Origin of the sequence: Cobetia sp. SIMBA_158, from assembly GCF_046566945.1 — a bacterium.
In the GTDB taxonomy this organism is placed as follows: domain Bacteria; phylum Pseudomonadota; class Gammaproteobacteria; order Pseudomonadales; family Halomonadaceae; genus Cobetia; species Cobetia amphilecti.
The window spans coordinates 412,295-439,217 of the sequence record NZ_JAWJYL010000002.1 but is presented as its reverse complement, the minus strand read 5'-3'; the positions used below and the strand labels follow the sequence as shown (position 1 = coordinate 439,217).

26 protein-coding genes are annotated in these 26,923 nt (G+C 58.6%); 12 read left to right on the top strand and 14 right to left on the bottom strand.

Going from position 1 to position 26,923, the window contains the following annotated elements:
* Positions 1-520 precede the first annotated feature (520 nt).
* Genes R2R70_RS05830 through R2R70_RS05810 form a run of 5 tightly spaced genes read right to left on the bottom strand, consistent with a single transcriptional unit; the run spans position 521 to position 3,168 of the window.
* On the bottom strand, positions 521-985 hold the full coding sequence (locus R2R70_RS05830; RefSeq protein WP_410977539.1) for an RES family NAD+ phosphorylase: 465 nt from the start codon (positions 983-985) through the stop codon (positions 521-523).
* Entirely contained in the window at positions 982-1,434 is a 453-nt protein-coding gene (locus tag R2R70_RS05825) for an antitoxin Xre/MbcA/ParS toxin-binding domain-containing protein (RefSeq protein WP_410977538.1), read from the bottom strand. The genes R2R70_RS05830 and R2R70_RS05825 overlap by 4 nt, the downstream gene beginning before the upstream one ends.
* Before the next feature lie 32 nt (positions 1,435-1,466).
* Positions 1,467-1,649, bottom strand: a complete 183-nt coding sequence (locus tag R2R70_RS05820) for a hypothetical protein (protein WP_410977537.1) — start codon at positions 1,647-1,649, stop codon at positions 1,467-1,469.
* Positions 1,650-1,702: 53 nt separating this feature from the next.
* Positions 1,703-2,707: a methylenetetrahydrofolate reductase gene (locus R2R70_RS05815; protein WP_410977536.1), complete on the bottom strand. Its 1,005-nt coding sequence runs from the start codon at positions 2,705-2,707 to the stop codon at positions 1,703-1,705.
* Complete coding sequence (locus R2R70_RS05810) at positions 2,704-3,168, bottom strand: methylenetetrahydrofolate reductase C-terminal domain-containing protein (RefSeq protein ID WP_410977535.1); 465 nt, start codon at positions 3,166-3,168, stop codon at positions 2,704-2,706. Before R2R70_RS05810 ends, R2R70_RS05815 begins: the two co-directional genes overlap by 4 nt.
* Before the next feature lie 637 nt (positions 3,169-3,805).
* Here R2R70_RS05810 and R2R70_RS05805 point away from each other — a divergent pair.
* From R2R70_RS05805 to R2R70_RS05795, 3 genes are all read left to right on the top strand, one after another.
* A complete protein-coding gene (locus R2R70_RS05805) occupies positions 3,806-4,576 on the top strand; it encodes a class II aldolase/adducin family protein (RefSeq protein WP_410977534.1) in 771 nt (256 codons plus the stop codon).
* A 192-nt stretch (positions 4,577-4,768) separates the two neighbouring features.
* Positions 4,769-5,413, top strand: coding sequence for an SDR family oxidoreductase (locus R2R70_RS05800; protein ID WP_410977575.1), 645 nt, complete (start codon positions 4,769-4,771; stop codon positions 5,411-5,413).
* Between the two features lie 84 nt (positions 5,414-5,497).
* Positions 5,498-6,382 carry an NAD(P)-dependent oxidoreductase gene (locus tag R2R70_RS05795; protein WP_410977533.1) on the top strand — a complete coding sequence of 295 codons (885 nt, stop codon included), beginning with the start codon at positions 5,498-5,500 and terminating at the stop codon, positions 6,380-6,382.
* A 650-nt stretch (positions 6,383-7,032) separates the two neighbouring features.
* Here R2R70_RS05795 and R2R70_RS05790 read toward each other — a convergent pair.
* The 3 genes from R2R70_RS05790 to R2R70_RS05780 all read right to left on the bottom strand — a co-directional run bounded on the left by R2R70_RS05790 (position 7,033) and on the right by R2R70_RS05780 (position 10,048).
* Complete coding sequence (locus R2R70_RS05790; RefSeq protein ID WP_216060376.1) at positions 7,033-8,091, bottom strand: glycine betaine/L-proline ABC transporter ATP-binding protein; 1,059 nt, start codon at positions 8,089-8,091, stop codon at positions 7,033-7,035.
* An 11-nt stretch (positions 8,092-8,102) separates the two neighbouring features.
* Positions 8,103-8,966, bottom strand: coding sequence for an ABC transporter permease (locus R2R70_RS05785; protein WP_410977532.1), 864 nt, complete (start codon positions 8,964-8,966; stop codon positions 8,103-8,105).
* A 74-nt stretch (positions 8,967-9,040) separates the two neighbouring features.
* A complete protein-coding gene (locus tag R2R70_RS05780) occupies positions 9,041-10,048 on the bottom strand; it encodes an ABC transporter substrate-binding protein (RefSeq protein WP_216060374.1) in 1,008 nt (335 codons plus the stop codon).
* Between the two features lie 299 nt (positions 10,049-10,347).
* On the opposite strand from R2R70_RS05780, the gene R2R70_RS05775 reads away from it, so the two are divergent.
* Together R2R70_RS05775 and R2R70_RS05770 are read left to right on the top strand one after the other, a co-directional pair.
* Positions 10,348-11,433, top strand: a complete 1,086-nt coding sequence (locus R2R70_RS05775) for a mandelate racemase/muconate lactonizing enzyme family protein (RefSeq protein WP_410977531.1) — start codon at positions 10,348-10,350, stop codon at positions 11,431-11,433.
* Positions 11,434-11,463: 30 nt separating this feature from the next.
* Positions 11,464-12,393, top strand: a complete 930-nt coding sequence (locus tag R2R70_RS05770; RefSeq protein WP_410977530.1) for a 2-hydroxyacid dehydrogenase — start codon at positions 11,464-11,466, stop codon at positions 12,391-12,393.
* 456 nt (positions 12,394-12,849) lie between these two features.
* Here the strand turns inward: R2R70_RS05770 and R2R70_RS05765 are convergent, their stop codons facing one another.
* Entirely contained in the window at positions 12,850-13,734 is an 885-nt protein-coding gene (locus tag R2R70_RS05765) for a hypothetical protein (protein ID WP_192837755.1), read from the bottom strand.
* Between the two features lie 162 nt (positions 13,735-13,896).
* Between R2R70_RS05765 and R2R70_RS05760 the strand changes: the two genes are divergently transcribed.
* Positions 13,897-14,781: a LysR family transcriptional regulator gene (locus tag R2R70_RS05760; protein WP_410977529.1), complete on the top strand. Its 885-nt coding sequence runs from the start codon at positions 13,897-13,899 to the stop codon at positions 14,779-14,781.
* A 98-nt stretch (positions 14,782-14,879) separates the two neighbouring features.
* Here the strand turns inward: R2R70_RS05760 and R2R70_RS05755 are convergent, their stop codons facing one another.
* On the bottom strand, positions 14,880-15,551 hold the full coding sequence (locus R2R70_RS05755) for a GntR family transcriptional regulator (protein WP_303568402.1): 672 nt from the start codon (positions 15,549-15,551) through the stop codon (positions 14,880-14,882).
* Between the two features lie 175 nt (positions 15,552-15,726).
* Entirely contained in the window at positions 15,727-16,614 is an 888-nt protein-coding gene (locus R2R70_RS05750; protein ID WP_405278924.1) for a LysR family transcriptional regulator, read from the bottom strand.
* A gap of 114 nt (positions 16,615-16,728) precedes the next feature.
* Between R2R70_RS05750 and R2R70_RS05745 the strand changes: the two genes are divergently transcribed.
* From R2R70_RS05745 to R2R70_RS05720, 6 genes are all read left to right on the top strand, one after another.
* A complete protein-coding gene (locus R2R70_RS05745) occupies positions 16,729-18,195 on the top strand; it encodes an aldehyde dehydrogenase family protein (RefSeq protein ID WP_410977528.1) in 1,467 nt (488 codons plus the stop codon).
* A 9-nt stretch (positions 18,196-18,204) separates the two neighbouring features.
* Positions 18,205-19,206 carry a dipeptidase gene (locus R2R70_RS05740; protein ID WP_303592670.1) on the top strand — a complete coding sequence of 334 codons (1,002 nt, stop codon included), beginning with the start codon at positions 18,205-18,207 and terminating at the stop codon, positions 19,204-19,206.
* A 119-nt stretch (positions 19,207-19,325) separates the two neighbouring features.
* Positions 19,326-20,942, top strand: a complete 1,617-nt coding sequence (locus R2R70_RS05735; RefSeq protein ID WP_131432365.1) for a BCCT family transporter — start codon at positions 19,326-19,328, stop codon at positions 20,940-20,942.
* A 1-nt stretch (position 20,943) separates the two neighbouring features.
* Positions 20,944-22,743, top strand: a complete 1,800-nt coding sequence (locus R2R70_RS05730; RefSeq protein WP_410977527.1) for a hypothetical protein — start codon at positions 20,944-20,946, stop codon at positions 22,741-22,743.
* Positions 22,740-23,528 carry a DUF3726 domain-containing protein gene (locus tag R2R70_RS05725; RefSeq protein ID WP_107336417.1) on the top strand — a complete coding sequence of 263 codons (789 nt, stop codon included), beginning with the start codon at positions 22,740-22,742 and terminating at the stop codon, positions 23,526-23,528. The genes R2R70_RS05730 and R2R70_RS05725 overlap by 4 nt, the downstream gene beginning before the upstream one ends.
* Positions 23,529-23,625: 97 nt before the next feature.
* Positions 23,626-24,009: a RidA family protein gene (locus R2R70_RS05720; protein ID WP_054556192.1), complete on the top strand. Its 384-nt coding sequence runs from the start codon at positions 23,626-23,628 to the stop codon at positions 24,007-24,009.
* Between the two features lie 167 nt (positions 24,010-24,176).
* On the opposite strand, the gene R2R70_RS05715 is transcribed toward R2R70_RS05720, so the two are convergent.
* From R2R70_RS05715 to R2R70_RS05705, 3 genes are read right to left on the bottom strand one after another with little or no spacing between them, the layout of a single operon-like run.
* On the bottom strand, positions 24,177-24,389 hold the full coding sequence (locus R2R70_RS05715; RefSeq protein WP_410977526.1) for a DUF2474 domain-containing protein: 213 nt from the start codon (positions 24,387-24,389) through the stop codon (positions 24,177-24,179).
* Positions 24,390-24,400: 11 nt separating this feature from the next.
* Positions 24,401-25,408: a cytochrome d ubiquinol oxidase subunit II gene (gene cydB / locus R2R70_RS05710; protein ID WP_410977525.1), complete on the bottom strand. Its 1,008-nt coding sequence runs from the start codon at positions 25,406-25,408 to the stop codon at positions 24,401-24,403.
* 17 nt (positions 25,409-25,425) lie between these two features.
* Entirely contained in the window at positions 25,426-26,841 is a 1,416-nt protein-coding gene (locus R2R70_RS05705; protein ID WP_035160064.1) for a cytochrome ubiquinol oxidase subunit I, read from the bottom strand.
* Positions 26,842-26,923 lie beyond the last annotated feature (82 nt).

Sequence of the window (26,923 nt, the reverse complement as noted above, 5' to 3'; positions counted from 1 at the left end):
GCTAGTGCTCGGGGCCCCCGACAGCAACGCCGGCTGGCCATGCCATTGGCCCAGCTGCTTGCAGGTCAGCTCACTGTCGAGGGCAACCACAATGATGTCGCTCGTCACAGCCACCAGCGATTTGTCATCGCTAAGCAAAACCTAATCATGAATGCTATAGCCCACCATGCTGTCGCCCTTGGCTCGACAGAAGTAGCTGGCGCTGAGGTGAGAGATCAGGTGTTCGGTGAGGCCCAGGACGTGACCAAGTTCCGCATCCGCGTGGATGGAAACCCTGTCCGAACCTCCCCAGCCATCAACGGCAGGGTATAGCAAGAATCGCTATCCGACTGCCCCAGCATTTCGACTCCGCAAGAGGTAGCGTCATCATGTTGGAAGGGCAACGTCTTTCTCTCGATTGCTGTGCAGGCATAAAGTGTCAGAGGGGCGAAGGAGCGAGGTAATAGCGCTCCTGAGAGAAAGAAAGGGCAACACACGGCTTTCCCGGTCCAAGGGAAGCGCTGACACTGAGGAGCGGGCGCTACAGGCGACGATCTGGAGTGAATTCGACCTCTTCGGCACTCTGGGCCAGCACCAGAAAAGCGGGGTGCTCTGGATTAACGAGGTAGTTCGTTTCTCGGGGCGCGACCACACTCGGAACCGCCAGAGCTAGGCTCGACTGTCCCTCAAGGCAGTCGTCACCGATCTCGGCTGTGGAGGGTGGCGCCGGCTCAGCTCGCCAATCTGCTGGCAGAACGTCCTCCGGGAGCTGCATTAGCACCTCCTCCCGGAATGTCACCTCCAGGAGCGCATACTCCTTCAGCAGTTGATTGTCTTCCAGGTGAACCATCACCTCGAGCATGGCCAATGACTCTGTGCTCGCGAGGTACACACAGGCCTTACCTTTGCTGTTCCAGCGCCCGCCGTACAGCCGAGCCCCTTCCCCATCAAAGGCTGTCTTTAGCCACTTCCGCTTAACGAGCCGATAACCGCGCACCACAGTCATGCAAAGACGCCATGCTCAAGCCGGCCGATCAGATCTAGAACGGCTTCGGCGCCAGCAGTGGTAGCCACCATCTCGACCGGTCGACGGCCCCCCAGCCCACGCACGGGGCTGAGCAACCATTCTTTCGCCTTCGCCTTGTCGCCTTCGAACAGGTCCACCGCGCTCTTGTACACCTCGGCGAAACGGTAAAGCCGATCGCCCTCGGCAGGTTTGAAGTAGCCAGTATCGGCACGACGCTTCAGGGTTGCCGGAGGAATGACCACATACCGTGCCAACTCCTTGCTCTCAAGCCCGGAGGCCTCGGTGAGCTTGGTATAGACTTTGTACGAGATGCCGGCACTCAGCGCTTCATGCAGCTTGGCTCCACGCGAGGGAAGACCCAGAGCCCTCCAGAAGTCGTCCTTCCGAGCGGCTGGATTTGGGCGATACTCTTTGATAGCGGCTTGCATAGCTCTCTCCCGTGACTTCATCTGATACCTCTTCAGGGTATCAGATGATTAATTTGACAGCATCTCGTATCGTTTGTCGGCTTCCTGAGGTGGTACTGGCCGTAGGCCAAAACCTGAACAGGCATCAGACAGAAGAACACGAACGCCGCCACCAGCCTCGCCAACGCGATATCGACAAGGGTGCCCGAGCGGATATCAATCTTGTTGTTGGTCATCACCCTGTCATTGCTTCCTGAAGTTTGACGCTATCAATCACAGGCTAGCGGGTTTACGGAGAAGGGGTTGGGCGAGGTTCGGGTGTCCATGGCCTACGCGCCCCCAGTATACCCGCGCGCTGGATGATCTCGGGCACGAAGGCTTCCTGACGGTGCGCCATGATATGCACGCCGCTGACGCCCTCGATCTCCCGTAATTGCTGGATCATCTCGATGCAGATATCACGGCCCTCCGCCTTCTGATCCCGGGCTCCCTTCAAGCGCTTGAGCACGTCATCCGGGATATGCACGCCGGGGACATGGCGACGCATCCATTCGGCGGTGCGTGCCGAGGCCAGTGGGCCGACGCCGGGCAGGATGAAGCATTTCTCCAGCAGGCCCAGATCACGAGCACGATGCATGAAGTCCTGAAAGCGCGGCAGATCGAAGCAGTACTGTGTCTGGATGAACTGGGCGCCGGCAGCAATCTTCTTGGCCAGACGGTGAGGACGAAACGCGAAGGGCGGGGCGAAGGGGTTGGCGGCTGCGCCGAGAAATACCTGGGGCGCTGAGGTCAGTGTTCGCCCGCTGGCAAAGGCGTGCTTGTCACGCAGCCCGGCGACGATTTCCAGCAGTGATAGAGAGTCGAGATCGAACACCGGCTTGGCCTCGGGATGATCCCCGACCTGCACGCCATCCCCGGTCAGACACAGCATGTTGCGGATGCCCAGCGCCGCAGCGCCCAGCACATCGCCCTGGATGGCGATGCGGTTTCTGTCACGACACGAGATCTGCATCACCGTCTCATGGCCTTCGCGGGTCAGCAGGGCGCACATCGCCACGCTCGACATATGGCAGTTGGCACCCGAGCCATCGGTGGCGTTCATGGCATCCACATGGCCGGCAAACAGCTGCGCGCGCGCATGCACCTCCTGTGGATCGGCCGAGTCGGGCGGCGCCAGTTCGGCAGTGACGGCAAACTGACCGCTGCGAAGCACTCGCTCCAGGCGACCGACGTTGCCGTCGCGCTCTGCAGGTGGCAGCTGGGAGCTGCCCGGGATAGTGAGTCTGGAGGTCATTTCAGGCTCTCTCGGCGTTCAGCGGCTTGCCGGGCCACGCGCAGCCAGGATGAGGTGCCCTGCAGGCGATGGTCTACCGGCAACTGCACGATCTGGATCGCGTCGCTGTCCTTCATCCGCTGGCTGCCTTCCCACGCTTCCACCCACACGCAGCGCGTGTCCGGTTCGACTTCACAGCTGCCATTCTGCATGACACCGCCGCAGGGGCCGTTGCGCAGGTGCTTGGGGCAGTTCATTGAGCAGGACATGCCGGTCGAACTCAGAATGCACTGGCCACACATCTGACAGTCAAACAGCAAGCCCTTGCAGGCTTGCTCTAGCCTGGCGACGGGCTTCTCGGCGCGTGCGTAACCGACGGACTTCCACAGCGGCTGCAGTTTGATGATCACCGGCTCGACGGCCTGATAGGTGAGCTCCAGCAGTCGCGCGTGACGTGCGGCCCACAGACGAATCGAATACACGCATGCCTCCTGTCAAAACCTGGCGGGGGTAACGCCCTGGGCGTTCTGGAGCGCTATCTTCGCATGGCCGCTGCCCGGGCCGACATCCCGTGGGCGACAGCGTCACTATCGAAAGGCGCAGGATAAGCCCGGAAAGGCATCGTTGCTTGGACTGAAGCCAAAAAGCCTCCGAAGCCCAGAAAGTCCCTGAAACCAAGAAAGCCCCTGAAACCAAGAAGACGCCGGAGCATTCGCTGCTCCGGCGTTTTTTGGTGTCTACGTCATGTCTTATTTCTCTGCTCTCAGGGCGTAAGGCCCGCGGCCTGCATGAAGCGGCGCAGTGCCAGAGAGGCGAGGCCCAGCGTGGGGACACTTGTTTTAAGGCATGGCTCATGTGCTTCGTGTGTCAGTGTCTTGAGCAGACCTCATGTATCCTGATTGTGCGTAACCTGATGCAGCAACGATGCTCTTTTCCGCTCGTCGTACGACACCGAGTTACCTCGAATACAGCTTCCCTCGGCCGTCCTGGTAGTGCCATGAGATGCGCTGACAAAAATGTGGTGGCGCTTGTTAATAAATGATTGTCAACCATTAACCATGGTGCTAGCTTTTGCTCATACCGCAGAAGGCATGCGGAGTTCATGTGTCCTGACATTCAGTGGAGGAAGCAGCAATGGCAGAATTTGAAGGGGCCACCTCGGCCAAGCCTCGCTTTACGCAAGATGAATGGAACGTTCGTGTCGACCTGGCTGCCATGCACCGTCTGGCGAATGTCTACGGCTACGATGACATCGTATGGAATCACATCACGGCGCGCGTGCCTGGAACCGACCATCACTTTCTCATGAACCATTTCGGTCTCCACAACACCGAGATCACTGCCTCCAATCTGATCAAGATTGATGAACACGGTAACGTGCTGGATGGCCCACCTGAGGTAAATACCGCTGGTTTCGTCATCCATCGCGGCATTCACCTGAACATTCCGAACGCCAAGTTCGTGTTCCACTCCCACGCCCCGGCGGGCCTGGCTGCCACCGCGATTCGTGATGTCGTGCACCTGGTGCAGGACTCTTCAATGCTTTACGGCAAGATTGGCTATCACGACTGGGAAGGACTCTCTGTGGATACCGATGAGAGCCAGCGCATTGCCGAAAGCATGGGCAACAACAAGTGCCTCATTATGCGCAATCACGGTTTCCTGACCGTCGGTGAAACCGCCGGTGAGGCCTTCATGAACATGCATTATCTGGTACGTGCCTGCGCCAACATGCTGCAGGTCTGTGCCACCGGTTTGCCGCTGGCCGAGACATCGCCGGAAATGTGGGAAAAAGCCGCTGAACAATATGCTGCCTTCGTGCCGGGCAAGTATGAGTGGCCAGCGCTGCTGCGCCAGATAGACCGGATCGATCCTTCCTACAAGTATTGATGGCCCGCTGTAATGGGGTAGCAAGGAGCGGTTCATGCAGATTTCACTGAAAGGCAAGCGTGCCTTCGTCACTGCTGGTGGGGCTGGCATGGGACGCGCCACGGTTCTGGCCATGCACGCACTGGGAGCGCGGGTATTTACCTGCGATGTAGATGGCGAGGCACTTTCCAGCTTGCCTGACGACATCACGACATCACGACATCACGACATCACGACATCACGACGTTCGTGTCTGATGTGTCAGACCCTGCTGCCGTGGATGCGATGTTCGATGAGTTCCTGCCCGGTGGCCTTGATATCCTGGTCAATAATGCGGGTATTGGTGGGCCGACGAAGCCTGTCGAGAATGTCAGCAATGAAGAATGGCGCGCCTGCATGGGCGTATGCATCGACTCACAGTTCTATTGTGCCCGTCGTGCTGTCCCGACATTTCGTGCCCAGAAGCATGGAGTGATCATCAATCTGGTGTCGGCCGCGGGCATCCACGGCTTCCCCAATCGCAGCCCCTATGTCGCGGCGAAGTGGGCAGTGACTGGCTTCACCAAGACATTGGCGATGGAGCTGGGGCCGGACAATATCCGGGTGAATGGTGTCGTTCCCGGCAACGTCAACGGAGAGCGCATGGAGCGAGTGATCCAGGCGCATGCCGAAGCCGAAGATATCGCACCTGAGGAAGTCCGCAGGCTCTATGGTATCGGCGTGTCAATGCAGTGCTATGTCGACCCGCAGGAGATTGCAGACATGATCTGCTACCTGTGTTCGGACTACGGACGGCATGTTTCGGGACAGATCATCGGTGTCGATGGCAATACTGAGACGCTTTATCCACGTCAGTGATGAAAGGTCATCCTGCCTGATCTACCCGCGGGATGATGCAGAATTTCGAGCAAATGAACGGCCATCTGATATGGGAGAACAAGAATGAAAATAGCTTTCATAGGTCTGGGTAACATGGGTGAGCCGATGGCCGCCAATCTGGTCAAGGCTGGCTTCGATCTGAACATCCATGACGTCGATCGCAATAAGGCCGAGAGTCTTGTTCAGGCCGGTGCGCATTGGGCCGACAGCATTCAGGCGGCCGTCAGCGAGGCCGATGTCGTAATGACCTCCTTGCCATCGCCAGCCATCATCAAGCAGGTGGCCAGTGCTGAGGATGGTCTGATTGCGCACATTCGCGAAGGCGCCATCTGGATCGAGCTGAGTACAAACAATCTGGATGTCTGGCGCGATGTACGTGAGCTGGCAGCATCGAAGCAGGTGCGCACGCTTGATGCACCGATTTCCGGTGGTGCCGAAGGCGCGGCAGCTGGCACTCTGACCGTGCTGGTGGGCGGCGATCAAGCAACCTTCGATGAATGCCAGCCAATCTTCTCTGCCATTGGCAAGCGCATCGATTATCTGGGCGAGGCTGGCGCGGGTTATGTCGCAAAGATCGCGCAGGTCGTACTCTGCTATCTGCACTCGGTGGCCTTGTCCGAGGCGTTGATGCTCGGCGTCAAGGGCGGAGTGCCAGCTGACAAGATGCTGGCAATCATCCAGAACAGTACCGGCCGCAGTTACGTCGCTGATCGCTATGGTCCAAGTATCCTTAATGGGGACTACGATCCGACTTTCGAGTTGGGGCTCGCACTCAAGGATATGCGCCTGACACTGGAGTTGGCCGGCCAGGTCATGGCTGAGCTGCCGATGTGTCGTCAGGTCGAGCAGATGTATGGGCAGGCGGTCGACCAATTCGGTGGCAAGGCTCCGCACCTGATGGCCGTCAAATTGCTGGAACAGGCCAACGACAAACCGCTCCGCGGCTGAATCATGCGCCCGATACGAGCACGCTGAAACATGAACATCTGAAGCCCTGGATTCCAGGGCTTTTTCATGTTTGTCACTTCTGATTTGGCGGTATGCCTTGAATCTCTTTCAATAGCGCTTGGCAGTACCAGCATCCGTGTACCGCCAACTGGGCCGTCACCATATGGGGGCAAGGTATAAATAAGCATTGCTGGTGACATGTGTATCCAAGGAGAGGAAAACACAAGCATCTGAGCGACGATGATAGGGGTATTGTCGTCGGTGTCGATGCGTCGTAATTGCAGATGAATTGGGTAACGAGCCTGATCACGAAACGTCAGTGTCGAGCCGTCTAAAATGCTTGTAGTCAGCGCTATAAGGACAGAATTATATAAATAAGGTCCTAGAGGCCGGGAAGCGTATATTGAGACTGAGCAGGGCGGTGGGGAGGGCGAGTGGGGAGGGCAGGAGAGAGCATAGTGCGGGGATGAACAGCGAGGTAAAGAGGCCGGGATATAGATAAGCAGAGAGAGGCGATGCTATTGGCCGAGTCATGCTGCAATGTGCAACCCCCCGAGATGATTCCCGGGAGCTTGCGCGGCACAGCCAGGGGTGGCGAGTTTAGCGATGATTTATATCATTGAGCTGACAAATTGACATCGCATCAAAACTCAATGATATAGCGCCGTCATTACCTTGTTCTTGTTGAGGTAACCAGTCAGGTTGGCATCATCGTCGAAGACCGCAAGATCGCTATCCGTTTCCATCAGCAATGGCATGATCTCCTCCAGTGATTGGCTCGCGCGCACCATCTCATGGCCCGCGGGTGGCGTCTGACTGAAATTCTCGCCTCCTTTCACCATGGCCAGCGGTTGTGCCTCGCGCATCACGTGGCCGACACGAATCGCCTTGTAGCGATTGACCCCGCCGATGAAGGATTTGACGTAATCGCCCGCTGGTTCCATGAGAATCTGTGCCGGAGTCCCTTGCTGAATCAGCTCACCATCCTTGAGCAGGGCGATACGGTCTCCAATCTTGAGGGCTTCATCCAGATCATGCGTGATGAACACGATGGTCTTGTTGAGTTTCTGCTGCAACTGCAGCAATTGATCCTGCATCTCGCTCTTGATCAAGGGGTCGAGAGCGCTGAAGGCCTCATCCATGAGCAGAATATCCGGATCATTGACCAGCGCACGTGCCAGGCCGACGCGCTGCTGCATGCCGCCGGAAAGCTGATGCGGGTAGTGTTCCTCGACGCCTGACAGGCCGACCTGCTCAAGCCAGTAGCGAGCCTTTTCCTCACGCTGTGAGCGCTCGACACCCTGAATCTTCAACCCAAAGGCGGCATTCGCCAAGACGGTAAGGTGCGGGCAAAGCCCGAAGCGCTGAAAAACCATACTGATCTTGTGGCGACGATAATGCTCGAGTTCCTGCTTGTTGAACTGGAGCACATCCTGTCCATCGACGATGACCTGGCCGCTGGTGGGGTCGATCAAGCGGTTGAAGTGACGGATCAAGGTCGACTTACCAGAGCCGGACAACCCCATGATTACGTGGATATGGCCAGCTTCAATGCCAAGTGATACGTCATTGAGTCCAACGACGCAGCGAGTCTGATCCAGGATGTCGCTCTTGCAGGTACCGGTCTTGATCTTGTCCATGGCAATGCCAGGGTCGGCACCGAATATCTTGTAGATATTCTTGATCTCGATCTTGTAGTGGTTGCTCATAATCGTACCCATCAGCTGTTGGTGTGCAGGTGCGCCTGAGCGCGCTTTCCAGAGGCCTGGGTGATGCGGTCGAAGACCATGGCCAGGAGAACGATGGCGAGACCCGCCATCAAGCCGCGTCCTACTTCAAGACGAGTAATGCCCTGCAATACCTGGAAGCCGAGTCCCTGGGCGCCGATCATCGAGGCAATGACCACCATGGAAAGCGCCATCATGGTGGCCTGGTTGATGCCGGCCATGATGTTGGGGAGTGCCAGAGGTGCCTGTACCCAGAACAGTTTTTGCATGCGGTTGGCGCCGAAGGATTGCACCGCTTCGACGATTTCCTTGTCGACCTGACGGATGCCCAGGTCAGTCAGACGAATCAGCGGTGGCACTGCATAGACGACCGTTGCCAGGACTGCCGGAATCTTGCCAGGGCCAAAAAGCATGATTGCGGGGATCAGGTAAACGAAACTCGGCATGGTCTGCATGATGTCCAGGATGGGCAGCATGATCGCTCTGAAACGGTCCGACCACGACATCAGGATTCCCATCGGGATGCCGATGATGATGGCGACAAAGGTACATACCAGCATCAAGGCAAGCGTGCGGATTCCTTCCTCCCACAAGCCGAGCAGGCCAATCCCCAGCATGGCCACGGTCAAGCCGATCGTCAGTGATATCTTGCGAGAGCTTGCGTAAGCCGCTGCAGCGACAAGGCCGATAATCAGCCACCAAGGGCAATTGATCAGCAATGATTCAAAGAGGTTGAGTGCCTTGAGAATGGGGTAGAACGACTCTTCCAGGAATGTCGCCCAATGGATGACAAACTGCTCTATCAAGTCGTCAATGGTGCCTCGTAGATACCGCGGGTCAATCAGGTCAGGGAACATGATGAAATCACCTGGTAGTCATTATTGTTGGCAATGATTCATTTGTGACGTTTGAATGATCAGGTCAATGCCAGTTATTTGAGCTTGGCAATGACTTTCTCGGCTACCTCGGCGGGAACCCAGGCGGTCCAGGTCGCTTGCTGGGTCTTCAGGAAATGCTCAGCAGTCTGCTCAGGGTCTGCGTCATTGTCTGAATTCCAGGCCAGCAGTGTGTTGACCATGTCATTCTCGAACTGGACCTTGCTCAGGAATTGATAGATCGAGGGCGCATTATCCTTGATGTTGTTGGCCACCAACGTATTGACTGCTGCGGTACGGAAGCCACTGGTCGTCGGGTTCTTGCAGTTCTGCTCTGCATTGCAGGAGTCATTTTCCGGGTCATAGGGGGCCATATCCAGCTGCACCATGTCGTACTTGCCGAGAATGGCGGAAGGCCCCCAGTAATAGAAGAAGATCGGCTTCTTGCGCTTGTAGTTCGAGACGATGGCAGCATCAAGCGCCGCCCCGGAGCCCGCCGAAAACACCTCGTATTTGTCATCCAGACCATAGGCATGCATCAAGTTGGTGCTGCGTGTTTCCGTGGTCCAGCCCGGAATACTGTTGTAGAAACGCCCCTTGTCAGAACCGGTGGCCGCGAAGAGTTCGCTGTGCCTTGCCATGTCCTCGACTGACTTGATGTCCGGGTATTGATCGACGACATAACGCGGTACCCACCAAGCATCCACTCCGCCACCTGCAAAGACATCACCTGCCACCACGGCAGTGCCTTTTTCCGCCCCTTCTTCGAGCAGGGCCTTGGCGTTGCTGCTCCAAAGCTCAGGCGCGATATGTGGGCGACCTTTCTTCACCATCGTGGTGGCCGTGGTCACGGTCTCGCCTGGAATCAGTTGAGTTTTGCACTCAAAACCGTTCTCGAGAATCTTGGCTTCTATGTGGGCGATCGTCGAGGCGGAAACCCAGCTCATGTCGGCAATCTGGATGGTTTCCTCCAGCTCGCAGCTCGCCTGGGCCTGGTTCGTGAGTGCTAGTGAGGAAACGATACAAGCTGCCAGCGTCGTAGCGGTTCTGACGGACTTATTCATGCTCAACCCCCTTGTAATTGTTGATATCTGGTCTTGCCGATCAAGCGACTCGCATGTTGCCCATCACCCTTGTCGTCCATCGCAGGAATGGCGATGTCAGGAATCGTGCAACGCGTCTGGTGTTACAGCCTATCAATCTTGTAAATCGATAATTGATGATTGTCAACCATTGTCAGTGGTTCTATGCTGAGTCTCAGAGAGCCAGACAGCAATGATCCGATGGCATCCAGTGAGAGCGTGGCCAGGACAGCGCAGCACCTCGGCCGACGCTTAAATTCAGTGAGTCAGGAAACGTACAAATGAAGATTACGAATCTGCGTACCGTGTTGGTTGAGGTGCCGCTGGACAAGCCGCTCATCACGGCGATTCACGAGACGCGCTCGGTAGGCTGCGTGCTGATCTATCTGGAAACCGATAGCGGTCTGGTCGGCGAGAACTATATCTTCACCCTGAATAGTGCTCGCTTGAGCGTATTCGACAGCATGATCAAGAGCTTGGCCCATCATGTCATTGGCCAGGACCCGCATTATGTGGAGCGCATGTGGGACGGGATGTGGCGCGAGATAAACCCCATCGGGCATGAGGGGATTACCATCGGCGCAATGTCGGCACTGGATACGGCGTGTTGGGACCTGATTGGCAAGGCGGCCAATCAACCGGTCTACAAGTTGTTCGGCGCATATCGTGACTCGGTCAAGACCTATGCCAGCAGCGGATTGTGGCTATCGCAGACCACCGATGAACTGATCGAGGAAGCCCGCGAGTTCATGTCGCAAGGCTTCCGCGCCATGAAGATGCGCCTGGGCAAGCCCCGCATGACGGAGGATGTCGCTCGCGTGGCGGCGGTACGTGAAGCCATTGGCCCGGACATCGAGCTGCTGGCGGATGGCAATCAGGCATTTACGCCGTCACAGGCAATACGGCTGGGGCGTATGCTGGAACCTTATGATCTCGGCTGGTTCGAGGAGCCGGTGGCTTCCTATGACCATCAGGGGCATGCCGATGTGGCGGCCGCACTGGATATGCCGATCGCCTCGGGAGAGACCGAGTACACCCGATATGGCATGCAGCGCATGATCCAGGCCCGGTCAGCGGATATCTTGATGCCAGACTTGCAGCGAATCGGTGGTCTGACCGAATTCCGTCGCGCGGCCAGTCTGGCGGCGGGGCACAATGTGCCCATTTCCACTCATATCTTTACTGAACAGAGTCTGAGCATTGCCGGCTCAGCTCCCAACTGCCTGTCGGTCGAGCATGTCTCCTGGTTCTCGCCGCTGTATCGGGAAAAGATCGAAATTGTCGATGGATTGATCACCATTCCTCAGCGCCCCGGTCTGGGGTTCAGCTTCGATGCCGATGCCGTGGACCGTTTCCGTGTTCGGTGATGTCAATTCCGTTCTTTGATGGAGGCCACTATGGCATTGCTGTTCAGTTATGCAGGCGCAGACCCGGAAGTCTGGCGCCAGGAGTTCACGAAGCACTTGCCCGAGACTGAATTCCGGGTCTATCCCGAGGTGGGGGACCCGGCCGAGATTGAATATGCGGCCATCTGGATGCATCCGGTGGGAGACCTGTGCCGCTACCCGAACCTCAAGGCGATACTGTCCTTCGGGGCAGGGGTCGAGCACATCCTCCGTGATTCGGACCTGCCACAAGGTGTCCCCATCGTGCGCCTGGTCGATGACCTGGTCGTGCGTGACATGGCGATGCATGCCGTGCATTGGGTGATCCATTTTCATCGCCAATATCATCGCTATCAGCAGGATCAGGCGCGAGCCCTCTGGCAACGACATCCTCACCGTGACCCAGCCCAGCGTCGTGTCGGTTTTCTTGGCATGGGTGCCATGGGTGCCGTGGCCGCCGGTTTCGTGCGTGAGCTTGGTTTCTGCGTGGCGGGTTGGGGACGCGATGTCGTCGACATCGAGGGCGTCGAGTTCTATAAGGGGGATGCGCGTCTTGACGAGTTTCTGCAGCGCACGGATATCCTGATCAACGTGTTGCCGCTGACACCCGCCACGCAAGGGTTGCTCAACGCCGAACGCTTCGCACAGCTGCCTCAGGGGGCCTGCGTCATCAATATCAGTCGCGGTCCCATTCTCGTGGAAGACGATCTGGTGGCAGCGCTGGATATTGGCCATCTGGAGGCTGCCGCGCTGGATGTATTCTGCAGTGAGCCTCTCGTGGCAGAGAGCCCCTTGTGGCGTCACCCCAAGGTGCATGTGACGCCGCATATCGCCGGCATCAATTACACCCACTCGGCTGCCAGGCTGATGGCTGACAATATCAAGCGCATCCAGCAAGGCGAGCCACCTTTTCCTATCTATGACCCTGTGCGCGGTTATTGATTCTTCTCGGACGAGAACAACTCTCCGGCGCTTGTCGTTGCTCCCAACGTCAGGCGCCTTTTGGTGTGTCAACGATATCGGACGGGAATTGAAGAGTTAGGCATACGATGCGCGGGGTCGTGTTGCAGGCAGTAAGAGCATGAGCATAAGGCAGCAGCGCAGTAGGCAGCAGGGAATGGTCAGCAGGCAATAGCAGGGCTGATGCAGAGAAGCAGGATAGGGAAAGAGCAGCAGGGTATAGGGCGAATAGAGGAAGAGACAGAGAGCGGGACGTGGAAAAAGGATTGTAACGAAGCAGATAGCGCTAAAGAGAGGGGCGTCGAAGCGAGTCGTAGCCAGAGGATTACCGCGAAGGGTGTTGGCGAAAAGCGAGCGTTAGAGAGCAAGGCATACCGAGTCTTTCAATCAACAAGGCGCCCGCCATACCGCTGGCGGGCGTCTTGAAAGGTGATTCACTCAGTCAAGCAGTGAGTCAGGACGCTTGGCTTCACGCTCATAATGGATCGCTTCTGCTCGGCCATAGAACTGCTTGGCACGCTCGGGACGATTGACACTGAAGGGGTCCAGAACATACGTCGGCAAGGCGATATAGCGGGGGCGACTGCCCTCGACCTTCGTGACTCGGTGCATCGAGAAGCGGCCCTTGAAGATCTGCAGGTCACCCGGCTGGAGGTCCAGTACTTGAACCGGGCCACGATCCCCGCGCAGTACCTGCGTGACAGCCTCAAGATTCTCGTTTTCCGCGCTGCGAAGATCCGGACAGTACTCGAACATGCCGCCTTTCTCCGCCGCCTGCACCAGGATGCTGATGGTGAATTCATTGCCATCGAAGTGCCAGGAGAACTCATGGCCCGGGTCCATCACGCTGTAGGGATTGCTACCCAGTGGGTCAGCCCAGCGATAGATGGGGGAGACGCCGAGACACTCGGACACGAAGTTCAACATCTCATCCGAGTCGTAGGCGCCTCGCAGGACGGAATCTGACTCGAGAATGTCGGAATTGATGAAGCCATTGCTGCGTTTGTTGAAGATTCTCTTGGGATGGTCTTCCGGCAAGGAAGGATCATCCTGGGTCATGTAGGGGTTGTTGGAATTTTCGGACCAGTAAGTCTGAGGCTTGAGGCGCTCAGCTTCGTCAAGCATGCGGGCGATGGCTTCAGGACGAATGAAATTACGTACGCAACAGCAGCCGACGGCATCAAGTTCGGCTCGACATTGCTCTATCAGCGCCACGGTCAGGGGGTTGTCTGGCTGCTCGATAGGGTACCGCTCGAGGTCGATGATTTCTTCCAGTGCGAGGCGGGTATCGGGCTCAGCGAGGAGAGTTGCGGCTTGATGCATTGCAGTGCCTCCGAAGTTATTGTCGTTTTGTTGACTTCAATGGTTGTCGTCTTGATTACATCGCGTGATCCACCCCCGAATCATCTGAAAAACCGGGAAATTAGAAAAACGATTTTATTCGCTGGCCTCCATTGAAATATTCGATGCAATCAGGAATACACCTTGAATATCAATCATATGAAAGCATTCATCGAGGTCGCCAAGAGCGGTGGATTTCAGTTGGCAGCGGATCGCCTGCACATCACCCAGTCGACGGTAAGTGCTCGTATCAAGGTGCTGGAAACTCAGCTGGGCCGACAGTTGTTCGTACGCAAGCGTGAAGGCTGTGAATTGACGGTGGCCGGACGGCATTTTCATCGCTTTGCCTACACCGCTGTGCGCGCCTGGGAGCAGGCACGTCAGGAGGTAGCACTGCCTGAAGAGCTCAATGCCGTCGTCACGTTGGGTGTGCAGATGAATCATTGGGAGCGGATCGCGCCTGCCTGGGTCGACACCATGCAATTGCGTGCACCGGATGTGGGGACGCGTGTCGTGGCGGATTACTCGGAGAACCTGCTGACGGACCTCAGCGATGGACTGATTGATCTGGCCATCACCTATATTCCGCGTCAGCAGGCAGGTTTGGCCTGTGAATTGTTGATGGAAGACCAGCTGGTGCTGGCTTCGACCGCACCGCGCAAGGTCACCAAGCATTGGCAGCAGGACTATGTCTTCGTCGATTGGGGGGCCGAGTTTCGAGCCGCACATAGCCTGGCGTATCCAGAGACTCGTGCGCCGCGGCTGTCGGTGGGGATGAGCATGATCGGTCTCGACTACATCCTGAAATATGGCGGGGCGGGCTACTTTTCCGCGCGCACCATCGAGCCATTGCTCAAGACTGGTCAATTGCACCTGATCGAGAAGGCGCCAACCTTCCAGAGACCCGTCTATCTCCTGCACCCTTTGGTCGCCATCGACGCCGAGCTATTGGAAGTTGCCAAGAAAGGTCTGAAGGATGTCGTGAAGGATAAGGTGAATCAGTCATCTGGGAGTGATGACGACATTTGAGGAGTCGAGACACCAGCCCCGTGAGGCAGGGGGCTGGTATGAGACGCATCACTTGCCATGAGGTATGACGAGTGATGATTCGCTTTGGGGGAAGGCACTTATTGAGTTTCCAGCTGACGCAGGCTGCTGATGAGCTCATCGCCTTGCGTAGCATTGTGCTCCTTGGCCAGACGTTCAGCCGTATCAGCATCGCCCGCCAGAATCGCCTTTATCAGCGGGTCGTGGCGTTTGCCAATATTCTTGTAGTCCGAGAATTCCGAGTCGCAGGAGGCGATGAATACGCGAATCTGCTGCTCCGTCAGCGTGTAATGTTCCTGCAGGCGACGATGGCCTGACAGCGCGACGATCAGCTTGTGCAATTCGAAATCTGCATCCGCGATATCTCTCGGGTCACCGCTATCGCAAAGCTCGCATAGCTTCTGATAGGCGTCTTCCAGCTTCTTGGCACCTTCAGGCTCGATACGCTCTGCAGTCAATCGAGCCGCCAGTCCATCCAGAACACGACGCAGGTTATGCAGCTCCCAGGCATCCTGTGCATCGAGTGCGATGACATGCCAGCCTGTATAAGGTACCTGAGAGACGAGGCCTTCATTGTTGAGTTTCTGCAGGGCTGCACGAATCGTGCCGCGGGAGACGTGGAATTGTTCGGTAAGCTTGGCTTCTGTCAGCCGTGAGCCTGCCTCAAGACTGCCTGTCACAATCATTTCACGCAGAATATTGGCGGTTTGAACATCAAAGCTTTGTTTTGAAATCATGCTGTTGCCAGGCATGTATGGCGCTCCAATCATGAATGCGGTGTAAGCGGGATCAGTCATCCATCCTGTTATGGAGCGATTATCGTATAATGGTCAACAATTGTCATGTGCTGTTGCCATCATGCTGATTGATGGACAGGCTGGAATCTGCCCATGGCACTTGGGTGGGGGGGGGGTGAAGCACGCCCCGTCATAGTGCGCTCTCCTCAGCAAATCGTTCACTGATGAAATCACCCATGGCCTGCGCCGCCGGCGACAAGCTGGCGCCCTTGCGGCGAATCAGGCCCACTTCGCGACTGACTCGCGGTTCAGCGAGCTCAATGAACCGCAGGCGCTCATATTCCTGCGGAAATGCCAGGCGGGGCAGCGTCGTGACCCCCATCCCGGCGACCAACGTGGCTGTCAACGAAATCATGTTGGAGATATACAAGGCATGCATCTCGAGCAGTGACTCGGCCGCCGTGCCCTGCAATAGCCGCGAGGTGCCATTGCCGATCAGGGATTCTGTCTCCAGTGCTTGCCATGTCAGAGTCTGGCGCTCGGCCAGGGGGTGATCGTCACGGCAGACCACGCCGACTTCGTCATGAAACAACGGATGAAAGAGCAATTCTTCCTCCAACCCCCACAGGCTGGTGATGCCGATGTCGACCTGACCGCTGATGACCTGCTCGCGGACAAAATCGGCGTTGCCATCGTGGAGACCGACCTTTATCCCCGGATAGCGACTGACGAACTCGGAGAGCAGTTTCGGCATCAGTCGGCTGGCCACTGACGGCACCACTGCCATGTCCAGTTGGCCTGCCTCCTTGGCGGCGCGCGCCTGCAGCTCCCGGCTCAGACGATCATGCTGATTGATCAGCTCCCGAAAGCGCGGCACGCAGTAGCTGCCATAGGGTGTCAGAGTCGCCTTGGCACCCTTCTCGAACAGCGCCTCCCCCAGGCGGTTTTCCAGCTCGCGGATGGCCATCGACAGGGCAGGCTGCGTGCGATGCAGATAACGAGAGGCAGCGTGAAAGCCACCGTGATCCACCACTGCCAGGACATAGCGCAGCGGCGTGATCTTCAGCTCTGCGACCATCGCGTCGATCCTCTTCAAAGTGGTAAGGGAAATTTATCATAGGGTATTTATTATTGATTATCTTTATCCCTCTGGGCCTCCTAGTCTGTTGTCACCGCGTTCAAGGAGGTTCACATGTCACACCACACTACTACCGCCACTCACGCCGCTGTTCACGATCTCTACATCGATGGTCAGTGGGTCGCAGGTCAGGGCAGCATCGCCAATCTCAATCCGTCCGATACCCGTGATGTCATCGGCCAATATGCGCAGGCCAGTGTCGATCAAGTTGCCGATGCCATCCATGCGGCCAAGCGTGGCCAGGCACAATGGGCCCAGTCGGGTCTCGAGCAACGTTATTCCGTGTTGATGGCCATCGGCGATGAGCTGATCGCCCGCAAGACGGAGCTGGGTGAGTTGCTGGCGCGTGAAGAGGGCAAGACCCTGGCGGAGGGAGTGGGTGAGGTTCATCGCTCCGGGCAGTTCTTCTATTACTACGGCGCTGAAGTGCTGCGCCAGATTGATGAGCGCGCAGACTCGGTGCGTCCTGGCGTTGAGGTCGAGGTCCGTCGGGAGCCTGTCGGTGTCGTCGGTGTGATCAGCCCCTGGAATTTCCCGATGGCGACAGCGGTCTGGAAGATTGCGCCTGCGCTGGCCTTCGGCAACTCGGTCGTCTTCAAGCCGGCCAATCTGGTCCCTGCGAGCGCATGGGCGCTGACCGAAATCATTCATCGCCAGTCACTCCCGGCAGGCACTTTCAATCTGGTGATGGGCCCGGGCAGCAGCATCGGGGATGAACTGATCTCCAGCCCTGACATTCATGCCCTGTCCTTTACCGGTTCTCTGGAAGTGGGTCGTCGAGTGGCGGCGGCCACTGCCGCCAATCTGGTCAAGTGCCAGCTGGAAATGGGCTCCAAGAACGCCCTGATCATCGCCGATGATGCCGACATGGAGCTGGCCGTCGAGGCAGCCTTCAATGGTGCCTACTCGGGCACTGGCCAGAAATGCACGGCATCTTCGCGGCTGATCGTGATGGAATCGGTCCATGACGAGTTCGTGGAAAAGCTGACTCAGCGCCTGTCTCAGGTCCGCGTCGGCCACGCATTGGAAGAGGGCGTGCACATGGGGCCGGCTGTCGATGCCAGACAGCTCGAGTCCAACCTGTCCTGGGTACAGCGCGCCCAGCAAGAGGGGGCAACGTTGGTCTGCGGCGGCGAGCGTGTGGAGTGCGCCACCGAGGGCTACTTCATGAGCCCGGCGCTGCTGGTAAATACCAGCAACGACATGGCCATCAATCGCGAGGAGATCTTCGGTCCCATCGCCTGTGTCATCAAGGTGAGCGACGCAGAAGAGGCCATCAATGTGCTCAATGACACACACTTCGGGCTCACGGCGGGCATCATCACCAACTCCCTGAAACTGGCCAGCAGCTTCAAGGCGCGTGCCGAGACTGGCTGCGTGATGGTCAATCTGCCGACTGCGGGGACGGATTACCACGTGCCCTTCGGCGGACGTAAGGCCTCAAGCTTCGGGCCTCGTGAGCAGGGGCGATATGCGCGCGAGTTCTACACCGTCGTGAAGACCTGCTACATCAAGGCGTGAGGAGGCCCCATGTCAAAGACAATGCTGACGATCGATGGCCTGCAGTATTCCAACTGGTCACGCGAGATATTTGAACAGATGCGTGAAGGCGGGCTGGACGCCGTGCATGCCACCCTCGTGTACCACGAGACGACGCGAGAGACGTTGTCGCGTCTTGGCGAGTGGAATCGTCGTTTCGAGGCCTGGCCTGATCTGATCATGCCCGTGCATGTGCCGCAGGACATCGCGGTTGCTCAGGCCAGCGGGCGTGTCGGCATCATCCTGGGGGCGCAGAACTGCTCCCCCATCGAGGACGATATCGACATGGTCGAGGTGATGCGTGACCTCGGGTTGATGATCATGCAGCTGACCTACAACAACCAGAGTCTGCTGGCCTGCGGGTGTTATGAGGCGGAAGACAGCGGGATCACACGCTTCGGACGCCAGGTGATCCGTGAGATGAATCGCGTCGGCATGGTCATCGACATGTCACACAGCGCAGAGCGCTCCACGCTCGAGGCGATCGAGATATCCGAGCGCCCCGTGATCATTTCCCACGCCAACCCGGAAAGCTTCCATCCGGCAAAGCGCAACAAGTCCGACAAGGTGCTCAAGGCCATCGCGGAGAGTGATGGGCTGTTGGGGTTCTCGGCGTATCCCTTCCATCTGCGCAATGGCTCCGACTGCACCCTGACCGAATACTGCGAAATGATCGCCAGAACCGCAGACCTGATGGGCGTCGAGCACCTGGGGATCGGCACCGACCTGTGTCAGAACCAGCCGGTGTCTATTCTGGAGTGGATGCGCAATGGCCGCTGGTCCAAGGACATGGATTACGGTGAAGGCAGTGCCAGCAACGCTGACTGGCCGCGCCCGCTGTCTTGGCTACGAGACAGTCGTGACTTCCCCAACCTGATTGCTGGTTTGCGCAAGGTCGGCATGTCCGAGGACGAAGTGGCCGGCATCATGGGCAAGAACTGGGTCGCGCTTCTAGAGCGCGCCGCGACCCGTCAGGAGACCGCGCCTGCCTGATCGCCGTAACGCTATGCCATGGCACCTGTGCCGAGCCAGGAATCCTCAGGGTATCGCTCGGCAACCAACAACCATAATAAATGCCTGCCAATGACGAGAGCTCGTCAGAGGAATGCCACATGACTTCATCTCGCAAGACCACGACGTCCGCCACGTCGGATGCGTTACCGGAAGGTCAGTACCGCTTTGGTGACCCTGTCGTTCTGACCTGCAGCATCGGCTTCATACTGTTGTTCGTCGGCCTGTCCTTGTTTGATCTTGAAGGGGTCGCGCAAGCCATCAGTGCCGGCTTTGCCTGGACCGCCAGAACACTGGGCAGCTACTTCCAGATTCTGTTGCTGCTCACCTTCTTCATTGCCCTGGGGCTGACCGCAACGCCTGCGGCCAGTGCCCGTATCGGTGGCACGCGAACGCCTGAGCTATCCACCTTCAAGTGGGTGTCGATCATCATGTGCACCTTGCTGGCGGGAGGCGGGGTCTTCTTCGCTGCCGGCGAACCGGTGTACCACTTCCTGGTGACGCCGCCTGCCTTTGATACCGAGCCGGGTACTGCGAATGCCATCGCGCCTGCACTGGCGCAATCCTTCATGCACTGGGGTTTTCTCGCCTGGGCCATCCTGGGCAGCCTGACCGCCATCGTGCTGGCGCATGCCCATTACGACAAGGGTCAGCCCCTGCAGCCGAGAACGCTGCTGTATCCCGTGTTCGGCGAGAAGATCATGAAGGGCAAGCTGGGCGGCGTGGTGGATGCCATGTGCGTCATCGCCGTGGTGGCAGGAACGGTGGGCCCCATCGGTTTTCTGGCCACCCAGGTCAGTTTTGGCCTGCATGAGCTCTTTGGCGTGACCAATGACTATTCGACGCAGCTGAGCGTGCTGGTAGTGCTCGGGGTGATCTATGTGACCTCGGCCGTGACCGGCATCGACAAGGGCATCCAGATCATGTCGCGCTTCAACGTCTTCCTGGCGCTGGGTGTGGCGGCGGTAATTTTCGTCTTCGGGCCGACCCTGTTCATGGTCAATGCCTTCACTCAGGGCTTTGGCGAGTATCTGAGCTCGTTCTTCACCATGTCGACCATGACGGCACAGAGTGCTCCTGACTGGTGGATGCAGTGGTGGACCGTGTTCTTCTTTGCCTGGTTCCTCGGCTATGGCCCGCTGATGGCGATCTTCGTGGCGCGTATCTCCAAGGGCAGAACCATCCGTCAGATGATCCTGACCGTTGCCGTGCTGGCGCCACTGGCCACCGCTGTCTGGTTCACTCTGCTGGGCGGGGCGGGCATCTTCTATCAGTTCACCGGCGTGATCGACCTCACCGAAGCGCTCAACAACTTCCAGTTCGATGTCGCGACCCTCACCGTGGCGCAGGCATTGCCCGGCGGGACCGCAATGGCAGCTGCCATCCTGACGCTGACCACCATCTTCGTCGCCACCACCGGTGACTCGATGAGCTACGCGATCGCTGTCGTCAGTGCCGGACACGATGACCCCAGCCCGCTGGTGCGTGCCTTCTGGGGCATCAGCATGGCGTTGATGGCTGCGATACTCCTCTATATGGGGGCCGGTCAGATCAGTGCGCTTCAGCAGTTCATCGTCATCACGGCCATCCCTGTCTCGCTGGTGCTGCTGCCCTCCTTGTGGACAGGACCTCAATCAGCCTTCGCGATGGCACGTGCGCAGGGAATCACCAGCCAGCGGTCAGCCATGCCGGCCCCGGAAGACGCAGGAGAGCGTTGATATGTCTCGCAATCACCAGGGCATGCGCCTCTCATCCACCGAGCAACGGCTGCGGCTGCGGGCACCGGACGATGTGATGCAGCTGGAGCGCCTCGGCAGCCTGCATGCCAGCCGCCTGAGTTTCGTGAGAAGTCTGGTGCGCCAGATGGCACACGAAAAATGGAAGATCACCACGACCCGCTTCGAACTGGATGCCCTCGGTCACGGGGTGGCGATCTACTGCCTGCAGACGCCCAGCAAGCGCTATCACGGCGTCATATTTTCTCAGGCGCTTGAGGATTCCGCACGTTCTGACCGTGTCATCGCCGAGGCCTGGGATGTCACCTTCGGCGTAGTGGAGGGGGATGTGGATGATGCGCTTCTCGAGCAGATGGCGGCCAATGTGCCGTTGCAGGAAGCCGGGCGCCAGCATCCCAGACTGCTGGTCCTTTCGCGTGCCAATCGCAGCTTGCGCAACTTCGCAAGCTTCCTGGAGGCACTGAGTGCAGGCCAGCAACCTGATCCTGCGTGGCTGACCCGGGTCGGCTATCTGTATCGGACCACGGCCGTCTATGGCAATGGCAAGTTCGGCATCGCGGATTATGGCCGTCTCAAGGACAACGCGGATTTCCATCGGCCATTTTCTGCCCAGATGCTGGGCGTCTATCTGCTGCGTCACTTCTCGATCCAGCAGATAGAGCACATGGCCCGTGCCCGGGCTCCCGAGACCGCCGCACCTCTGGCAACCTCATTGAAGCGCTATCTGGGCATCGGCAACTCCACCGGCCTCGGGATGGCGCCGTTCCTGATCAATCATCCGCAGTTGGTACAGCGCTGGGTGGAAAGCCGAGAACTGGCGCTTGCCGAGGTGACGGCACAGGTACCGGGAGAGCAGGAGCGTTCATGTCTGCTGGCACTCCTCAAGCGCGCCGAGACTCATCTGCGCCAGACGGTCACGGACGATCACGAGCAGACCCTGCGCAACCAGGCCACGGTTGCGTCCTTGCCTGAGCTGATGACATGGCTCGAACTCGTGCCGCTGTCGCCGGAGCTCTGGCAGGAGCTGATCGACTGGAGCCACCAGCAGCATGGGCTCGAGGCTCAGGAGCTGGTGAACACTCTGCTGCTGGAGCTGTATCCGAGCATCGTCGACCGCTATGAGGACCTGATGGCCGTGGAGGAAAGCCTGGAGCTGACCCCGGACATGCCGCTGGTTCACCTCAAACAGGTGATCGAAACGCACTACGACTGGGCGTTGCGCTTCGATTTTTCACTCGCCGAGAATCGCCACTGGTTCTGGTATCGCTCGGTCGAGAAGGAGGAGCCCCGTCTGGGAGTCCGCGACACGGAGGCAGGTGCCGACAAGGAAATGAAGCTGGCGATTGCCCCGCGTGTCGCCGATACCCATGCGGCGATCAGTCAGTACCTGGAAGATCACCCTCGTGCCTTGGTGGTGGAATTCCTGATCCAGTGCCCGCGTCACAAGGATATCGTTCGCCGCATTCAGAGCATGGCCAGCACGAGTTTCGGCGAGATACGCGCCAATCTGTGGGCGCGCGACATGAAGCCCATGCACCTGTTGCGGACCAAGCTGTCGTTCTTCGGTGCCAGTCGTTTCGATCCCAAGTCTGATCGTTGGGTGCGTATCACGCTCTTCCAGGGGGCTCCGCTGGTGGAGGAACTCAACGCCGAGCCGCAGGATCCTGTCGCGTTTGATGATTGGAGCTTCCCGCTGGCACCGCAGATTGCGCGCACGGTGCTGCCAGAGATGACCGCCGACCCTCGGCAGGTCAATACCACGACAGTGGGAGGAATGTCATGAAGGTCTCCTACAACGAGCTTCACGGACTGTGTCGCAAGGCCTTTCAGGCGATGGGCTTTGAAGACGGTGACGCCGGTGACGCCGCCGACATGGTGGCCTGGATGCAGCTCTATGAGCTGGAAGGGCTGGCGGCGCTCAATCGCGGACTGCGTTTCTTGCTGGAGGATACCGATGAGCGTCCGCCGGAGATCGTCTATGCCGATGGCGACCTTGCGGTACTCGACAGCCACGGTCACAGCGTATTGAAGAGCTCATCGCTGGCGCTGGAACTCGGCTTCGCCAAGGCACGTGCGCGTGGCCTCGCCGTCATCAAGATCCAGCATTGCCACAATCGGCAGCTGATCATGGGTTATCTGGCGCGCCTTGCGGGGCGCGGCATGAATGTCACCGCCTTCTGGCGCAACGCCCAGGACGTGGACGAGGCGGTCGGCTGCCCCATGATCGAGCAGGTCGTGGGCTTCAGAGCCAACAGCTCGGTCCCCGAGATACGGGTCTATGCCGTGCGTGAAGTGCCAGAAGAAAATGAGCCCAATGATGGCATCACGCTGGTGATGGCCAACCATGTCGACCTGCTGCCATCCCTTCGCTCCGACTATGACGTCGACCTGCTGGCCTGTCATGAAGAGTCGAAGCTGCTCGCCTGTCGCCAACGAGCCATGCAGGAAGGCATCGAGGTGGATGACGAACTCTGGTCACGCCTGAAAGCACTCTCGACACGCCTGCTGGTCGAGGCAACGGAAGATTCTCGCAGTGGTGCCGGCGCCGGTTCCACCGACAACGACTGACCTCTCGCCTCTCAATACGTCCCATCATTCCATGATCCGCCGCTCTTGCGCCGGCGGGTCATGGAGTGCGCCATCGAAAGATTCTCGAGGAATACCCATGGTTCATCCCGTCAAGACCGATCTTTTTGCTTCTCGTGCACCCCTGTCATGGGCGAGTGTCGGCAATGGCATCCTGTTCACTGCCCAGATTCCGATCGATGCCGCCGGCAATGTCGTGGAGGGCGGGATTGCTGCCCAGACCCGCCAGACGCTGGATAATCTGATTCATACCCTGGAATGCGCCGGTGGTGACGCCTCCTCGCTGACTCAGGTGCTGATCTATGTGACTGATCGCGAGCACCTGGCGACAGTGAATAGCCTCTATGCAGAATATGTGCGTGAGCCCTATCCCAATCGGGCTGCCATCATCGTCTCCGGGTTTGCACGCGAAGAGATGCTGGTCGAGATGGTCGCCTACGCCGCACTGGAGGTTGATGTCTAAAGTCGCCGTGATGCGGGTGAGGGAGTGACCCGTCACATTTGCGCCCTGCATTGACTGGTCATTGAGGCCCATCGGTTCACCAAGCCCTCAGGCCAACAAGAAAGACGCCGGAGCATTCGCTGCTCCGGCGTCTTTTTGTGTCTACGTCATGCCTTCTTTCACTGCTGTCAGGGCGTAAGGCCCGCGGCCTGCATGAAGCGACGCAGTGCCAGAGAGACGAGTCCCAGCGCGCTAACGCTGCCTCCCCAGATCACCACCAGCCAGCCGATCTTGCTGAGCCAGCTGGCCGGGCGCGCGAGCGTCCCGGATGGCTCGTCGTCGAGTCTGGCTGTGGGGGCATGCAGTGGCGCTGAATGTGTCTCGCGTGTCGGGGATGTCATGTCAGCACCTCTCAATGGTAGCCATCGGTATGACGGACCTTGCCCTTGAACACGAAGTAGCTCCACGCCGTATACACCAGGATGATCGGCAGGATGAAGAGCGTGCCGACGAGGGCAAAGCCCTGGCTTTGTGGCGGAGAGGCCGCTTCCCAGATCGTCACATGACCGGGAATGATGTCAGGCCACATGCTGATGCCGAAACCGCTGTAGCCCAGGAAGATCAAGGCCAGCACCAGCAGGAAAGGCTGGGCATGATATTCAAGGGCGACGGCGCGGATCAGCGCATAACCGGCCAGCACTACCAGCACTGGCACCGGCAGGAACCAGAACAGCTGCGGCAGCGTGAACCAGCGTTCGGCGATGGCGGGGTGTGCCAGCGGTGTCCACAGACTGACGGCCGCGATCATGATCAATACCCACAGCGTCAGCGGGCGCGTCAGGGCAAACATGCGTGCCTGGAGAATGCCTTCGGTCTTCATGATCAGCCAGGTGCTGCCGAGAAGCGCATAGGTGAACAGCAGCGCCACACCGCAGAACAGCGGGAAGGGTGACAGCCAGTCCAGCGAACCGCCGCTGAAGTGAACCCCACCGAAGGCGATGCCCTGGATGTAGCCTCCCAGTGCGACGCCTTGACTGAAGGTGGCCAGCACCGAGCCGCCCACGAAGGCCTTGTCCCACCAGTGGCGACTCGCGTCCGAGGCCTTGAAGCGAAATTCGAAGGCGACACCGCGGAAGATGAGGCCGATCAACATGGCGACAAGAGGAATGCTCAGGGCTTCCAGCAAGACGGCGTAGGCCAGCGGGAAGGCCGCGAACAGCCCCGCGCCGCCCAGCACCAGCCATGTCTCGTTGCCATCCCACACGGGCGCCACGGTATTCATCATCACATCGCGGTCCACCTTTTCCTCCACCCACGGGAAGAGAATGCCGATGCCCAGATCAAAGCCGTCCATGATCACGTACATCATCAGGCCGAACAGGATGATGCCTGCCCAGATGACAGAAAGGTCGATACCCATAGCGTTCATCGCTCCGGTCAGTGAGTGGTGCCGTCGAGAGATTCCTCGATGGCCGACAGTGGGCGGGATGGCGTGCGTGGCTTGCCGGGGCCGCCGCTGGGGGCGTGGCTGTCATCACCCTCAGGCCCTTTCTTGATCAGCTTGAAGATGTAGTTGATCCCCGTGCCGAAGACGATGAAGTAGACCGTGACAAAGGCTGTCAGGCTGATGCTGAGGTGAACGGCACTGTGGGCAGAGACGGCATCTTCCGTTCTCATCAAGCCGTAGATCACCCACGGCTGGCGGCCGACTTCGGTGGTGAACCAGCCTGCGAGTATCGCGATCAGCCCGGCCGGCCCCATGGCGACGGCCAGCCTCAGCCAGCGCCGCGAGGTGAAGAGCCTGCCCTTGCGGGCCAGATAGACACCCGAGAGGCCGAGCAGAATCATCGCAAGGCCCAGGCCGACCATCAGGCGGAAGCTCCAGAACACGACGGTCGAATTGGGGCGGTCGGCGGCGGGGAAGTCCTTGAGCGCCGGCACCTGTTTGTCGATGTCATGCATCAACAGCAGGCTGCCGAGGGCCGGAATCTCGAGCGCAAATCGCGTCTCTTCGCGCTGCATGTCGGGCACACCGAACAGGATCAACGGCGTCGGTTCCCCATGGCTGTTGTCCCAATGGCCTTCGATGGCCGCGATCTTGGCCGGTTGGTGCTTGAGCGTATTCAGGCCATGCATGTCGCCGACGAAGGCCTGCAGCGGGGCGGTCACCATCAACATCAGCACCGCCATGACGAGCATCTTGCGCACTTCCGGGGTATCGCGCTTCTTGAGCAGCAACCAGGCGGCGGAGGCAGCGACGAACAGCGAGGTGCTCAGGAAGGAGGCCAGTGCCATGTGGGCCAGGCGATAGGGGAAGGAGGGATTGAAGACGATCGCGAGCCAGTCGACCGGCACGACGATGCCATCGATGACCTCATGCCCCTGAGGGGTCTGCATCCAGCTGTTGGACGACAGGATCCAGAACATCGAGACCAGGGTGCCGAGCGCCACCATGCAGGTCGAGAAGAAGTGCAGGCCGCGGCCGACGCGATTCCAGCCAAATAGCATCACGCCGAGGAAGCCGGCTTCGAGGAAGAAGGCGGTCAGCACTTCATAGGTCAGCAGTGGCCCGGTCACGCTGCCGGCAAAGGCCGAGAAACCGCTCCAATGCGTGCCGAACTGGTAGGCCATGACCAGCCCTGACACCACGCCCATCGCGAAGTTGACCGCGAAAATCTTCGACCAGAAATGATAGAGGTTGCGGTAGACCTGTGTGCCCGTCTTCAACCACATGCCTTCCAGCACCGCCAGATAGCTGGCGAGGCCAATGGTGATGGCCGGGAAGATGATGTGAAACGAGATGGTGAAGGCGAACTGTATCCTGGCCAGGTCGATGGCCTCGGTGCCGAACATGGCAATGTCTCCTGAGTAGGCGGCAAGGGGGACGGCCCTGCCTGAATCTTCGCCGCTACTCTAGGGAGCCACCGGAAGCCAT